Source organism: Arthrobacter sp. P1_A5, from assembly GCF_056406825.1.
Genome location: NZ_JBFTZL010000095.1, coordinates 1 through 13,974, shown reverse-complemented (window position 1 = coordinate 13,974; position 13,974 = coordinate 1). Strand labels below are relative to the sequence as shown.

Genomic DNA, 13,974 nt, shown 5'->3' with positions numbered 1-13,974 from the left:
GGACAACCGCGAGCACCACGTCCTGGACCGCCCCCGCAATGCTCCTACCCGTACGGCAATCGGCATGGCCGGTTTCGTCTGGTACTGCGTCATGTGGGCAGCGGCCGGCTCGGACCTCATCGCCACCCACTTCCACGTGGCCCTGAACGATGTCACCTACTGGCTGCGCGCACTGTTCTTCATCGGCCCGGTTATCGCGTTCATCGTCACGAAGCGGGTCGCCCTGGCGCTCCAGCGCAAGGACCGCGAGATTGCCCTGCACGGCCGTGAAACCGGCCGCATCGTGCGCCTGCCGCACGGCGAGTTCATCGAGGTCCACGCCCCGCTGGATGAATACAAGCGCTACAAGCTGGTCGGCTTCGAGTCACCGGCCCCGCTGCCGGCGGTGCCGAACGAGCACGGCGTCGTGGACCGCAAGGAAAAGCGCCGCGCGAAGCTGTCCCGCTGGTTCTTCGAGGACCGGGTTGCCCCGGCCACTCCGGCAGAGCTGGAGGCCGCTCACGGCCACCATGGCGCCCACGAAGCGATTGAAACCGCTGAGTCGAAGTCGCTGAGCCACTAGGCGGCACCAAGCACCACGCAGGAAGGCCRGGCCCCCTTGGGGACCGGGCCTTCCTGCTTCCCCGGAAACGACAGAAACGACAGCWACGCGGGGCACTTCGCGCCCTAACCCCCTCGGCGGGACGGGCGCGGAGTGCCCCGCGTTGCTGTGGTCAGGGGCGGTACCCCGAGGCGTAGTTTCGGGTGGGCCGGACGCCAGGGCGCTGCAGGGGCACCCAGAGCTTGTAGCGGTCAGCCCGGTAGTAGGACACGGAGTAGTCCACCATCGCGCGGGCCACGAACGCGTGGCGCTGGATCTTGAGCAGCGGGGTTCCGACCTCGACGTTCAGGAGACGGGCCGTGGACGGCGACGCAGCCGTCGCCTCGATCATGTCCTCACCCCATTCCATCACCAGCCCGTAGCGTTCGCTCAGCACGTTGTAGAGCGATGTGGGCGGTTCGCCGTCCAGCAGGCCGGGAACCCGGTGGGCCGGGATGAAGTTTTCATCCACGCTCATCGGTTCGTTGTCGGCCAGCAGGAGGCGCCGGAACCGGACCAGGGGTGTCCCCTCCTCCAACTGCAGCTCACGGGCCAGGAACGCGCTGGCGCCAATTTGCTCGAAGCTCAGCACCTTGGCGGCCGGGACCATGCCGCGGCGCTGCATCTCTTCGCTGTAGGAAGTCAGCTTTACCTGGAGATCCAATTTGGGTTTGCGCACAAACGTACCCAGGCCCACGACGCGTTCAATCACTTCCTCACCCACGAGGGCATCGATGGCCTGGCGCACGGTCATCCGGGCGAGGCCGAAGCGCTGGGCGAGGTCCCGTTCGGAGGGCAGCGCAGATCCGGGCGGGCACGCGGCGGCGATGTGCGCGCGGAGGATCTCGCGCAACTGCACGTAGATTGGCACCCCGCTCTGACGGTCGATCTCGCCAATCATCTTGGACGCGTTAGTGGACGCCATGGTCCAGCCTCCGGTTGCGGCCCGGCGCGGGAAATACACTCATATCTCAAGGGTAAGCCCGTGACCCGGCAGGTCTAGACCACGCCGCCGACTCAAGTCGTGCCGGGTACTCCCCCGCCGCTACCCTTGTAGGTACAGGCCGTGGCCGGGGCAATGCCGCCCGCCCGGTCTGACGGACTGCCTGCCGGACGCCCTCCATCTGGGTCACCGGTCGCGTGGCCAGCCCGTGCAGCAGCAACACGTACAGAACAACACCAGCATGAGGGAGTCCCGTTGCCAGTTCGCAAGGCAATCGTCACGGCCGCCATCGGCCTCCACGCCCGGCCGGCGGCAGTATTTGTCCGGGCGGTCACGGCGACCGGCCTCCCGGTGACCATCAGCAAGGACGGCAGGCCAGGCGTCGACGCCCGCTCGCTGCTGGAGGTCATGACCGAGGACTTCGAGTGCGGCTGTGAGGTGGAGCTGGCCGTCGCTGCGGACGCCCTCCCGGCATCCTGCAGCCCCGCAGAGGCCGAGGGTGCGCTGGAGGAACTCCGGTTCCTCTTGGAATCGGCAGCGGCCGCCTGAGGGCCTCCCCGCTCCCATTCGGCGGCCCGCAGTGCGGTGCCGCCCTCCAGGCGGGACGCTGCGCAGGCGGGCTGGGCGTGCGGGGACGCGCCGCACCCGGCCGGCAGGAACGCAGGAACGCAGGAACCAAGACAAACGACGGCGGGCCCCACCATTGGTGGGGCCCGCCGTCGTGCGTTCTTAACTACTATTCCGGGTGGGCGCTAGTGCGCGTGGTCACCGCGGCTGTACTCGTAGACCCAGCCGACCAGTGCGACCACTGCCATCCCGCCGGCGATGAAGACGATCCACCAACCCACGGCCAGGCCGAGGAACCCTGCGGCGCAGGACAGGCCCAGCATCAGCGGCCACCAGCTCCAGGGGCTGAAGTGTCCCTGTTCGCCGGCGCCTTCGTGGATCTCTGCGTCGTTGCGGTCCTCGGGGCGCATGCCCACGCGGCGGCCGGTGAAGCCGAGGTAAGCGCCGATCATGCCGGCGAGTCCGCCAACCAGCAGGATGGCCAGTGCGCCCACCCATTCAGTCCAGTTGGTCAGGTATCCGTAGATGAATGCAACGGGCACGAAGAAAAAGACGCCGAAGCCAAAGATCCTTGATTCGATTTTCACTTGGCGGTGTCCTTCTGGTCGGCGTTACCGAGAGCCGCTGCTGCCGGAGCAGGCGAATCCGCGGTGTAGGACTGGGAGAGCTCCGGGTGGTGCAGGTCCAGGGCAGGACGCTCGGAGCGGATGCGGGGCAGGGAGGTGAAGTTGTGACGCGGCGGCGGGCAAGACGTGGCCCATTCCAGCGAGGCACCGAAGCCCCACGGGTCGTCAACTTCCACACGCTCGTTGCTGCGCCAGGTGATGTAGACGTTCCAGAAGAACGGAATCAGCGAGGCGCCGAGGACGAACGAGGCGATGGTGGAGAACTGGTTCATCCACGTGAAGTTGTCCTGCGGCATGTAGTCGGCGTAGCGGCGGGGCATGCCCTCGACGCCGAGCCAGTGCTGGATCAGGAAGGTGCCGTGGAAGCCCAGGAACAGCATCCAGAAGTGGATCTTGCCGAGGCGCTCGTTGAGCATCTTGCCGGTCCACTTGGGCCACCAGAAGTAGAACCCGGCGAACATGGCGAACACGACGGTGCCGAAGACCACGTAGTGGAAGTGCGCCACCACGAAGTAGGAGTCCGAGACGTGGAAGTCCAGCGGCGGCGAGGCCAGGATGATGCCGGTGAGGCCGCCGAAGAGGAACGTCGCCAGGAAGCCGATGCTCCACAGCATGGGGGTCTCGAACGTGATGGAACCGCGCCACATGGTGCCGATCCAGTTGAAGAACTTCACACCGGTCGGAACGGCGATGAGCATCGTCATGAAGGAGAAGAACGGCAGCAGGACCGAGCCGGTGACGTACATGTGGTGGGCCCACACAGTCACGGACAGGGCGGCGATGGAGATGGTCGCGTAGACCAGGCCCTTGTAGCCGAAGATCGGCTTGCGGCTGAAGACCGGGAAGATCTCGGAGACGATGCCGAAGAACGGCAGCGCGATGATGTASACYTCAGGGTGRCCGAAGAACCAGAACAGGTGCTGCCAGAGGACGGCACCGCCGTTCTCGGGATCGAAGATGTGCGCACCGAAGCGGCGGTCGGCGCCGAGGGCAAACAGCGCGGCGGCCAGCGGCGGGAAGGCCATCAGGACCAGGATGGAGGTCACGAGGGCGTTCCAGGTGAAGATCGGCATCCGCCACATGGTCATGCCCGGGGCGCGCATGCAGATGATGGTGGTGATGAAGTTGACGGCGCCGAGGATGGTGCCGAAGCCGGAGAGCGCCAGGCCGAAGACCCAGAGGTCGCCGCCCACGCCGGGGCTGAACGTCGTGTTGGACAGGGGCGCGTACGCGAACCAGCCGAACGACGCGGCACCCTGCGGGGTGATGAACCCGGAGACGGCGATCGTGGAGCCGAAGAGGAAGAACCAGAAGGCCAGTGCGTTCAGTCGCGGGAAGGCGACGTCGGGGGCACCGATCTGCAGCGGCATGATGACGTTGGTGAAGCCGGCGAACAGCGGCGTCGCGAACATCAGCAGCATGACGGTGCCGTGCATGGTGAAGAGCTGGTTGTACTGCTCTTTGGTCTGCAGGATCTGCATGCCGGGCTCGAAGAGCTCGGCACGGATCAGCAGCGCCATGATGCCGCCGAAGCAGAAGAAGATGAACGACGCGATCAGGTACATGTACCCGATCGTTTTGTGGTCGGTCGAGGTGATCCAGTTGACGACGATGCGTCCCTTGGACTTCGGTACTACGGGAGCCTCGAGGATCCCGGCGGATTGAGTGTAAGTTGCCACGTCGCTCCCCTTACTTGGTTTCGGCCGGGGCCGGGTTGCGGTCGTACTCTTCACCGAGCAGGCCGGTGTTCCCGTCCTGGCGCAGCTGGTTCATGTGCGCCTGGAACTCCGACTCGGAGACAACCTTCACGCGGAACAGCATTTCGGAGTGGTACTCGCCACAGAGTTCGGCGCACTTACCGTCGTAGGTGCCCTCCCTGGTGGGCGTCAACCGGATGTAGTTGGTCTTGCCGGGAATCATGTCGCGCTTCTGCAGGAAGGCAGGAACCCAGAAAGAGTGGATGACGTCGCGCGCGTTGAGCTCGAGGTCAACCGACTTGTTAACCGGGAGGTACAGGGTGGGCAGCTTGTTCTTGTCCACGTCGTTACCGGTCAGGTGCGCCTGGACGCCGGCTTCGTGCACGTCCTCGGTGACGACGTTGCCCTTCAAGTAGTTGAAGTCCCACGCCCACTGCTTGCCGCGGACGTCGACGACGACGTCGGCCGGCGTTGAGCGGTCATCGATCGACTGCTGGTCGCGGTCGGTGAAGTAGAAGAACACCAGGACCATGAACAGCGGGATCGTCAGGTAGAACACTTCAAGCGGAAGGTTGAAGCTGTTCTGGCGCGGGAAGCCCACGGTGCCCTTGCGGCGCCGGTAAGCGACGATGCACCAGATCATCAGGCCCCAGGTGATGATGCCGACGACCAGCGCGGCAATCCATGAGTTGACCCAGAGGTCCATGATGAGGTCAGTGTGATTGGTGGTGCCACGCTCGGTGGGCAACCAGCCCTTCTGTACCTCTGGTGAACATCCAGTCAAAGCCAACGCGCCGGCTAGTGCCAAGCCAGTGATCGTAGTGATCTGTTTGCGTCGGCTGCCGGTTCGGTTCTGCGAACTCACAGACGGCCCTTCCTACTTGTTGCTGTTGCCCCGCAAATTACGGGCAGGGCAAACGAAAAGTTTTACTACTCGGTGTAGAGCTTACCGCTCCGCGGGAGTTTTCGCCCACATGTCCGCACCGTGCGTCGGGAGCTTTTTGTAGGCGCCGCTCGTTGAGGACCCTGCGGCACTAAGGCCGGGCAAAATGCCCGGCCTTAGTGGAAGGAATTAGTGGAAAGAATCTCCGCAGGCGCAGGACCCGCCGGCATTCGGGTTGTCGATCGTGAAGCCCTGCTTGGCGATGGTGTCCTCGAAATCGATGCTGGCACCGCTGAGGTAAGGAACGCTCATCTTGTCGACGACGACTTCGACCCCGTCGTAGTCGCGCACTGCATCCCCGTCGAGCAGCCGCTCGTCGAAGTACAGCTGGTAAATCAGGCCGGAGCAACCGCCGGGCTGCACGGCAACGCGGAGGCGCAGATCGGTGCGCCCTTCCTGCTCCAGCAGGCTGCGGACCTTTCCGGCCGCGACGTCGGTCAGCATGACCTCGTGCGTGGCCAGCTCRCCGGCCTCGGCGGCAGAGTTGCCGGCGCTGTTTTCATTGGTTGTAGTGCTCATGGCCTACCTTCTTGCAACGGTGGTGGCGGCCCCGCTCACACGGTGCCCGCCCCTACTTAAACGGTATGGGCTATAGCTACATGCTACTTCGCGCAGCCCTGTAGCTCTAACTTCTGACGTAACCGTGGGAGACGGCTGGATGTTCCCCGGGACGCGCCAGGCGCGGGGGCTAGAGCGCGCCTTCGTTGTTCAGGCGCGCGAGCAGCAGGGCCTCGGCGACAATTGCGTTCCGGAAGTCACCCAGGTGCAGCGATTCGTTGGCGCTGTGGGCTCGGGAATCGGGATCCTCGACGCCGGTGACCAGGATCTGCACGTCCGGGTAGAGCTCGGTGAGGTCCGCGATGAAGGGGATCGATCCGCCGATCCCCATTTCGACGGCGGGCACGCCCCAGGCCTCGCCCAGGGCCCACATGGCCACGGACGCGGCCTTCGAGCTCGTGTCCGTCAGGAAGGAGTTGCCGCTCTCCCCCGGGGTGAACACCACCTCAGCGCCGAACGGGGCGTGGGTTTCGACGTGCTGGCGGACAGCCTCCATGGCGGCCGCCGGGTCCTGCCCCGGGGCCAGGCGCAGGCTGAACTTGGMCCGGGCCCGCGGCAGCAGGGTGTTGGAGGCCACGTCCACGGCCGGGGCGTCAAAGCCGATGATGGACAGGGCGGGCTTGGTCCACATGCGTGAGGCAATGCTGCCGGTCCCGGCGAGCTTCACGCCGTCGAGCACGGAGGYGTCGGCGCGGTACTCCTCCTCGGTGAGGTCGACAACCACGTCATCGCGGCTCACCAGGCCCTTGATCGCGACACTGCCCTCGTCGTCGTGGAGGGTCGCGATCAGGCGGGCCAGCAGGGTCGGGGCGTCGAGCACGGGGCCGCCGAACATGCCCGAGTGCACGGCGTGGTCCAGGACCTTGACCTCGATGGTGCCGTCCACCAGGCCGCGCAGGCTGGTGGTCAGGGCTGGAATGCCGACCTTCCAGTTGCTGGAGTCGGCCACGACGATCACGTCGGCGCGGAGCAGCTCGCGGTGGGTTTCCAGGAACTGCCGGAACGTTGGCGAGCCGGCCTCCTCTTCGCCCTCGAAGAAGAACGTCACGCCCAGGCCCAGTTCGTCACCGAGCACGCGCGTGACCGCAGAGTAGGCGGCGATGTGCGCCAGGATGCCGGCCTTATCATCGGCGGCACCGCGGCCGAAGAGCCTGCCGTCGCGCTCGACGGCGGTAAAGGGGTCGGTTTCCCACAGTGCCAGGTCGCCCGTGGGCTGGACGTCGTGGTGGGCGTACAGCAGGACTGTCGGCTTGCCCTCCGCGGCCGGGCGGCGGGCGACGACGGCGGGCCCGCCGGGCGTCCCGTCTTCCTTGTCGCAGCGGAGGATCCGGACGTCGTCGAAGCCGCTGGCCCGCACGAGGCTGGCGACGGCGTCGGCGCTGCGGTTCAACGGGGCGGGATCAAAGCTGGGCCAGGCGATGCCCGGAATGGCAACAAGGTCCGTCAGCTGGCCGATCGTCTCGTCGAACGATTCGGCAACGGCCTGGCGGAGGGCCTCGGCATCGATGGTGCCCTCGTGGTCCATGGTGGTCTGCGGGTTCCCCGCGGTAGATGAAGTCATGGCCAAAACACTACCCGTGCTCTGAATCACTACAAACAGCGTCACGCCCGGGCCTGCGCCGTGTGGGCTGGGTCTCGGGCCTGCGTCTGCGGGGTATTCTTTAGGGGTGTTTGGACGTAAAAAGGAAGCGCCATCGGCGCAGGACGTAGTTGACCAGCAGGCATCCGAGGCAGCAGCCCGTAGCGCCGTGACCGGCAAGGGCACACCCACGCCCAAGCGCAGCGCCCAGGAGGCGGCCCGCAAGCGGCCCCTCGTGCCGGAGGACCGCAAGGCTTCCAAGGCTGCCGAGCGCGCCGCCGTCACGGAGCAGCGGCTCAAGATGCGGCAGGCCATGGACACCGGTGACGATAAGTTCCTGCCGCTGCGGGACAAGGGTCCGCAGAAGCGGTTCGCCCGTGATTTTGTCGATGCCCGCTTCAGCCTTGGCGAGTTCCTCATGTTCGGCGCCCTGCTGTTTGTCATCATCTCCTTGCTCGTGCCGGCCTCCAGCGCACAGATGGTCTACGTCCTGGGCGCCTTCTGGGTCATGTTCCTCGCGGTCTTCGTGGACGTCTTTATCCTCTCCCGCAAGCTTAAGAAACGGCTCGGCGAAAAGTTCGGCGACGTCGAGCGCGGCACCGTCTGGTACGGCTCCATGCGCTCCCTGCAGTTCCGCCGCCTRCGCCTGCCCAAGCCCCAGGTCCGGCGCGGCGAGTTCCCCGCCTGACATTTCCCTTCCACGATTCTTCAACCAAGAAGCCCCCGGCAGTCACCTGTCGGGGGCTTCTTGGTTGCTGCGACCGGTCCGGCCCGATCGCAGCGCAAGGGCTAGCGCCGGCTCGGGTGGGTGGCCAGCAGCCGGTTGATGCGGGCGGCCCAGAAAGGTCCCTCGTAAAGGAACGCCGTGTAGCCCTGGACGAGGGTGGCGCCGGCGTCCAGCCGTTCCTGCACGTCCTGTGCCGTTTCGACGCCCCCCACCGAGACCAGGGTCAGCGCTCCGCCGGTGACGGACTTGAGCCGGGCCAGGACCTCCAGGGACCGTTTCTTCAGGGGCGCCCCGGAAAGACCTCCTGCTCCGCACGCCTCAACCTTGTCGGGGCTGGAGGCGAGCCCGGTGCGGGCGATCGTGGTGTTGGTGGCGATGATGCCGTCCAGCTTCAGGTCAAGCGCCAGGCGCGCGACGTCGTCGATGTCCTCATCACTGAGGTCGGGCGCGATCTTGACCAGGAGGGGAACGTGGCGGCCGGCGGCCTTGTCCGCCTCCTCCCCCACTGCGGCCAGCAGCGGGCGCAGGGTCTCCACGTCCTGCAGCAGCCGAAGACCGGGGGTGTTGGGCGAGCTGACGTTCACCACGAGATAGTCCGCAGCGGGGGCCAGGCTGCGCGCGCTGATCAGGTAATCGGACACCGCATCCTCGAGCCCGACCACCTTGCTCTTGCCGATGTTCACCCCGATCACGGGCCGGACGCCGGGGTGCTGGCGCTGCAGGGCGGCGCGGGCGGACTTCAGGCGCGGGGCCACCGCCGCGGCGCCGTCGTTGTTGAACCCCATGCGGTTGACGACGGCCCTGTCCTCCACGAGGCGGAACAGCCGCGGCGCCGGGTTCCCGGGCTGGGCCTGGCCGGTGATGGTGCCGACCTCCACATGGCCGAAGCCGAGCTCCGCCAGCGCCTCGATGCCGTGGCCTTCCTTGTCGAAGCCGGCAGCCAGGCCGAATGGGGACGGGAAGGTCAGGCCAAACGCCTGGGTCTGCAGCGACGCCGCGGGGGCGGTGAACTTCTGCAGCAACCGCCCGGCACCGCAGCTGTGGGCGAGGCGGATGGCCTTGAACCCGACCTTATGGGCGCGTTCGGCGTCCATCCATGAGAAGGCCAGCCGGAAAAATGTGGGATATACGCGCATGCCTCTAGTTTTCCGGTTCGGGCCGCGCAGACCAAACCAGCGCACCCGCCGGCACGGTTGTGACTGCCCGTTGTGACTGTCATTGTGACTGCGGCGCCCCGTGCCCGGGCCCGGCGGCGGAAGTGCGCCGGCGCGAGTTAGCATGAAGCCATGACCAGCAATGAGGGTGTCGGAACGGGCGGCCGTGGGGCTTCGGGTCGCGGGATCGAGGCCGATGTTGTGGTGGTCGGCGCCGGCCTGGCAGGGCTCGTGGCCGCGGCCCAGGCCTATGCCGCCGGCCGCCGGGTGGCGGTGCTCGATCAGGAACCCGAGGCCTCCGTCGGTGGCCAGGCGCACTGGTCCTTCGGCGGCCTCTTCATGGTCAACACTCCGGAGCAGCGGCGGCTCGGGGTGCGGGACAGTGAAGAGCTGGCCCTCGCCGACTGGCACGCATCGGCGGGATTCGACCGGCCGGAGGACGCCCTGGCGAAGGAGTGGGCGGCGGCGTACGTGAACTTCGCCGCCGGTGAGAAGCGTGCCTGGCTCGCCGCGCTGGGCGTCGGGCTGTTTCCCCTGGTGCAGTGGGCCGAACGCGGCGGCTACGGCCCGGACGGCCACGGCAACACTGTCCCGCGCTTCCATGTCGCGTGGGGCACGGGACCGGCGCTGGTGGCCCCCTTCCTTGCCAAGCTGCGCGAAGGCGAAGCCGCCGGCCGCGTGTCCTTCCATTTCCGCCACCGCGCCACCGGGCTCGTGAAAACCGCGGGCCGGGTGAGCGGCGTGCGTGGCGAATTGCTCGAAGCCAGCGGCGCAGGCCGGGGCGAAAGCTCTTCACGACGCCCGGCCGGTACTTTCGAGGCTGCGGCCGCGGCCGTGGTGGTGACAAGCGGCGGCATCGGCGGCAACCACAATGTGGTCCGCAAGCAGTGGCCAGGCGGCGCGGCGCCGAAGCGGATGCTGAGTGGCGTGCCGGCATCCGTGGACGGGGACTTCCTCCCGGCCGTGGGCCGCGCCGGCGGACTCCTCATCAACGGGGACCGGATGTGGCATTACCCGGAGGGTATCCACAACCATGCCCCGGTCTGGCCGCGGCACGGCATCCGGATCCTGCCCGGACCGTCGGCCCTGTGGCTGGACGCGACGGGGCGGATGCTCCCGCCTCCGCTGTTTCCGGGCTTCGATTCGCTCGGCGCCCTGCGCCACATCCTGGCCACGGGACATGCCCATTCATGGTTCGTCCTGAACCGCAGCATCGCGCTGAAGGAGTTCGCACTGTCAGGATCCGAGCAGAACCCGGATCTCACGGGCAAGGACGTCCGGCGGCTGGTCTCACGGCTGAAGCCCGGCAGCGATACACCGCTGCAGCGGTTCCTGGACCGCGGCGTGGACTTCCTGCAGGCAGCGGACCCCGCCGGGCTCGCCGGGCAGATGAACGATCTGACGGGCGGGCAGCTCATCGACCCCGCGGCCCTGGAGCAGCTGATCCGCGACCGGGACCGGCAGTTTGCCAGCGGGATGGGCAAGGATCCGCAGCTGGCGGCGATCCGGGCAGCGCGGCGTTTCGCCACCGACAAGATCATGCGGGTCGCCCCGCCGCACCGGCTGTTGGATCCGCGGCACGGTCCCCTGCTCGCCGTCCGGCTCTCGGTCCTGACGCGCAAGAGCCTTGGCGGTGTGCAGACGGATCTGCAGTCGCGGGTCCTGGATGCCACCGGACAGCCCGTGCCCGGGCTGTTCGCGGCCGGTGAAGCCGCAGGGTTTGGCGGCGGCGGAATCCACGGCTACCGGGCACTCGAGGGAACGTTCCTGGGCGGATGCCTCTTCTCCGGACGTTCCGCGGGCCGGGCCGCTGCGTCCGCGGCCTAGTCCGGGCAGGCACTCAGCAACACAGGAGGAAAGTCGATGCAGTGGCGGACCGACATTCTCGGGGATGATTTCCAGGCGTGCACCTTTGAGGCCGTCAGCCCTGACGGTGTGCTGCGCACTGCCACCCTGGTCCGCCATACCCCGCTCCCGCCGGCACCATCGGTGCTGCCGGCCCGGGCTGTGCTGTTCCTGCACGGCTGGAGTGACTACTTCTTCAATGAGGAGCTCGCGGAATTCTGGGCGGGGCAGGGGTTTGAGTTTTTCGCCCTCGACATGCACAACCATGGCCGTAGCCTGCGCCCGGGCACCCACGGCGGCTACGTCGCGGACCTGGACAACTACGACGCCGAAATCACTGCAGCGCTCGGGATCATCGGTTCGCTCAGGCCGGGCGCCACGCCGCCGCGGGTGACGCTGATGGGACACTCCACCGGCGGCCTGATCGCGGCGCTGTGGGCCGACCGGCATCCGGGGATGGTGTCACAGCTGGTCCTGGACAGCCCATGGCTGGAAGTCCATGGCAGCCCCGCCCTGCGCAGGGCCGCGCGGACCATGGTGGAGCCGTTCGCCCGGTTCTGGCCGGAATCTGTGATCCGGCTGCCCGAGCGGGCCTTCTACTGGCGCAGCATCAGCAGCGCCGCGGAAGGCGAATGGGCCCTGGACGATGCCTACCGTCCGCCGCACGCCTTTCCGGTCCGCGCCGGCTGGCTCAGCGCCGTGCTCGCCGGGCAGTCCAGGGTGGCGCGTGGGCTGAAGATCGATGTGCCCATCCTGGTGCTCATCTCGGGCGCCAGCGCCAACGGGATGTTCTGGAAGGAGTCCATGCGCCGCACGGACGCGGTCCTGGACGTGAACACAATCGCCCTCCGCGCGCTCAGCCTGGGCCGCACCGTGACGTTGGAGCGGATTGACGGCGCCCTGCATGACGTCTTCCTCTCCGCCCCGCGGGTCCGCGCGGACGCCTATGCCCGGCTGTCCCGGTGGATCAGGGCGTACGTCTACGACTGACGCGGATCAGCTGACCTGGCCGCCCGCGGCGGGAGCGGCGTCGATGGCTCCACCGTAGCGGCGGTCCCGCTGTGCATAGATCTCGACGGCGTCCCACAGCGTCCGCCGGTCCACGTCCGGCCACAGGGTGTCCATGAACACGAACTCGGCATAGGCCGACTGCCAGAGCATGAAGTTGGACAGCCGCTGTTCCCCGGAACTGCGCAGGAACAGGTCCACGTCCGGCAGGTCCGGCTCGTCGAGGAACTTCTGGATGGTCCGCTCGGTGATGGCCCCCGGCTTCAGCCGGCCCTGGGCCACTTCCTCCGCGATCGCGGAGACGGCGTCGGCGAGCTCGGCCCGTCCGCCGTAGTTGACGCACATGTTCAGGGTGCAGGTGCTGTTTCCCCGGGTGTAGTCCTCGGCCTCTTCGAGTTCGCGGATCACGGAGCCCCACAGCTTCGGGCGCCGCCCGGACCAGCGGATCCGGACCCCCCATTCATCGAGCTGGTTCCGTTGCCGGCGCAGGACGTCCTTGTTGAAGCCCATCAGGAAGCGCACCTCCTCAGGGGACCGCCGCCAGTTCTCGGTGGAGAAGGCGTACACGCTGACGTATTCGATCCCCAGCTCGATCGCGCCGGCCATGACGTCCAGCAGGGCAGGCTCCCCCGCCTTGTGGCCCTCGATCCGTGGCAGGCCGCGCTGGTTCGCCCAGCGCCCGTTGCCGTCCATGACGATCGCCACATGCCGCGGGATGAACTCCGCGGGAATCGCGGGCGGAACAGCGCCGGACGGGTGCGGATAGGGAGCCACCACCGGGGTGGTCCGCCGCCGGCCGTTGGACTGTTTCGCCTGGCTTTTCTCCAGGTTCTTTCCCAGGCTTCTTCCCAATGCCACTTTTACGTTCGCTCCACATGTTTGAGGGATTTCAGGACTCGTTCCAGGTGCCACTGGAGGTAGCTGGCTACCAGTCCGGCCGCTTCCCGGCGGTGGACGGAGGCTGAGGCATCCGCCGTCGTCCAGTTTCCGGTGAGCAGGGCACCCATGAGGAGCACCGTCTCCGGGGCCGGCGCGGGCGATCCCGGCGGCCGGCACCCGTGGCAGACCATGCCGCCGAGCGGCGCGGAAAAGGCGGTGTGCGGCCCGGACGCACCGCACCGGGCGCAGTCGGTGAAGCTGGGCGCCCAGCCGCCGGTCGCGAGGGCGCGGAGCAGGTAGGAATCCAGGATGAGTTCGGGGGCGTGGTCGCCCCGGCTCAGGGACGCGAGGGCCCCCACCAGCAGGTTGTACTGGGCGGTCCCGGCTTCACCGTCGACGTCGGTGAGCTTCTCCGCCGTCTCGGTCATGGCGGCCGCCACCGTGTACCGKCCATAGTCCGCGGCGATGTTCCCGCCGTAGGCGCCCTTGGCCACGGCCTGCGTGACGACGTCCAGGGTGCGCCCGGAAATCAGCTGGAGATCGGCCACCATAAACGGTTCCAGCCTGGCGCCGAACCGGCTGCTGGTGCGACGTACCCCCTTGGCCACCGCCCGCACCTGGCCGTGGTGCTTGGTCAGCAGGGTGATGATCCGGTCGGCCTCGCCCAGCTTATGGGTGCGCAGCACGACGGCGTCATCACGGTAGGCACGCGCAGCAAAGGATTGTTGGACCACAGTTAATCTTCGCATTGTCTTTACGGAATCACGGCATGGGCAGGGCCGCCGAGGTAGAACGGTAAAAGAAGGAGGTAAAAGACGGAGGCAAAATACTGCGCCGCCGGAGTGTTTCCGGCGGCGCAGTTATGCGT

The 13,974-nt window shown here is 67.3% G+C and carries 13 protein-coding genes and 1 pseudogene; 5 read left to right on the top strand and 9 right to left on the bottom strand.

The window, feature by feature from the left end; translation table 11 throughout:
- Window positions 1-562 (top strand): annotated as a pseudogene (locus AC1D1S_RS13395) (cytochrome bc1 complex cytochrome b subunit); the annotation flags it as partial.
- A 151-nt stretch (window positions 563-713) separates the two neighbouring features.
- Here the strand turns inward: AC1D1S_RS13395 and AC1D1S_RS13390 are convergent.
- Window positions 714-1,505: a GntR family transcriptional regulator gene (locus tag AC1D1S_RS13390; protein ID WP_028276728.1), complete on the bottom strand. Its 792-nt coding sequence runs from the start codon at window positions 1,503-1,505 to the stop codon at window positions 714-716.
- Window positions 1,506-1,778: 273 nt separating this feature from the next.
- On the opposite strand from AC1D1S_RS13390, the gene AC1D1S_RS13385 reads away from it, so the two are divergent.
- On the top strand, window positions 1,779-2,072 hold the full coding sequence (locus AC1D1S_RS13385) for an HPr family phosphocarrier protein (RefSeq protein ID WP_243177416.1): 294 nt from the start codon (window positions 1,779-1,781) through the stop codon (window positions 2,070-2,072).
- 203 nt (window positions 2,073-2,275) lie between these two features.
- Here the strand turns inward: AC1D1S_RS13385 and AC1D1S_RS13380 are convergent, their stop codons facing one another.
- The 5 genes from AC1D1S_RS13380 to AC1D1S_RS13360 form a co-directional block, all read right to left on the bottom strand.
- Complete coding sequence (locus tag AC1D1S_RS13380) at window positions 2,276-2,677, bottom strand: cytochrome c oxidase subunit 4 (protein ID WP_018773077.1); 402 nt, start codon at window positions 2,675-2,677, stop codon at window positions 2,276-2,278.
- Window positions 2,674-4,395: an aa3-type cytochrome oxidase subunit I gene (gene ctaD, locus AC1D1S_RS13375; protein WP_223917347.1), complete on the bottom strand. Its 1,722-nt coding sequence runs from the start codon at window positions 4,393-4,395 to the stop codon at window positions 2,674-2,676. Before ctaD ends, AC1D1S_RS13380 begins: the two co-directional genes overlap by 4 nt.
- Before the next feature lie 10 nt (window positions 4,396-4,405).
- Window positions 4,406-5,278, bottom strand: coding sequence for an aa3-type cytochrome oxidase subunit II (gene ctaC / locus AC1D1S_RS13370; RefSeq protein ID WP_028276725.1), 873 nt, complete (start codon window positions 5,276-5,278; stop codon window positions 4,406-4,408).
- A gap of 207 nt (window positions 5,279-5,485) precedes the next feature.
- Window positions 5,486-5,875: a HesB/IscA family protein gene (locus AC1D1S_RS13365; protein WP_028276724.1), complete on the bottom strand. Its 390-nt coding sequence runs from the start codon at window positions 5,873-5,875 to the stop codon at window positions 5,486-5,488.
- A 169-nt stretch (window positions 5,876-6,044) separates the two neighbouring features.
- The gene (locus AC1D1S_RS13360) at window positions 6,045-7,475 is read right to left on the bottom strand and encodes a M20/M25/M40 family metallo-hydrolase (protein ID WP_476994684.1); all 1,431 of its coding nucleotides are present in this window, start codon (window positions 7,473-7,475) and stop codon (window positions 6,045-6,047) included.
- Between the two features lie 106 nt (window positions 7,476-7,581).
- Here AC1D1S_RS13360 and AC1D1S_RS13355 point away from each other — a divergent pair, with 106 nt between their 5' ends.
- Complete coding sequence (locus tag AC1D1S_RS13355) at window positions 7,582-8,181, top strand: DUF3043 domain-containing protein (protein ID WP_243177414.1); 600 nt, start codon at window positions 7,582-7,584, stop codon at window positions 8,179-8,181.
- Window positions 8,182-8,282: 101 nt separating this feature from the next.
- Here AC1D1S_RS13355 and AC1D1S_RS13350 read toward each other — a convergent pair whose 3' ends face one another.
- Window positions 8,283-9,356 carry a quinone-dependent dihydroorotate dehydrogenase gene (locus AC1D1S_RS13350; protein ID WP_476994683.1) on the bottom strand — a complete coding sequence of 358 codons (1,074 nt, stop codon included), beginning with the start codon at window positions 9,354-9,356 and terminating at the stop codon, window positions 8,283-8,285.
- Between the two features lie 150 nt (window positions 9,357-9,506).
- On the opposite strand from AC1D1S_RS13350, the gene AC1D1S_RS13345 reads away from it, so the two are divergent.
- Together AC1D1S_RS13345 and AC1D1S_RS13340 are read left to right on the top strand one after the other, a co-directional pair.
- Window positions 9,507-11,201, top strand: a complete 1,695-nt coding sequence (locus AC1D1S_RS13345; protein WP_476994682.1) for an FAD-binding dehydrogenase — start codon at window positions 9,507-9,509, stop codon at window positions 11,199-11,201.
- 36 nt (window positions 11,202-11,237) lie between these two features.
- Window positions 11,238-12,209 carry an alpha/beta hydrolase gene (locus AC1D1S_RS13340; protein ID WP_476994681.1) on the top strand — a complete coding sequence of 324 codons (972 nt, stop codon included), beginning with the start codon at window positions 11,238-11,240 and terminating at the stop codon, window positions 12,207-12,209.
- A 6-nt stretch (window positions 12,210-12,215) separates the two neighbouring features.
- On the opposite strand, the gene AC1D1S_RS13335 is transcribed toward AC1D1S_RS13340, so the two are convergent.
- Window positions 12,216-13,067, bottom strand: a complete 852-nt coding sequence (locus tag AC1D1S_RS13335) for an isoprenyl transferase (RefSeq protein WP_243177984.1) — start codon at window positions 13,065-13,067, stop codon at window positions 12,216-12,218.
- A gap of 20 nt (window positions 13,068-13,087) precedes the next feature.
- Complete coding sequence (recO, locus tag AC1D1S_RS13330) at window positions 13,088-13,840, bottom strand: DNA repair protein RecO (RefSeq protein ID WP_028276717.1); 753 nt, start codon at window positions 13,838-13,840, stop codon at window positions 13,088-13,090.
- Window positions 13,841-13,974: the final 134 nt, after the last annotated feature.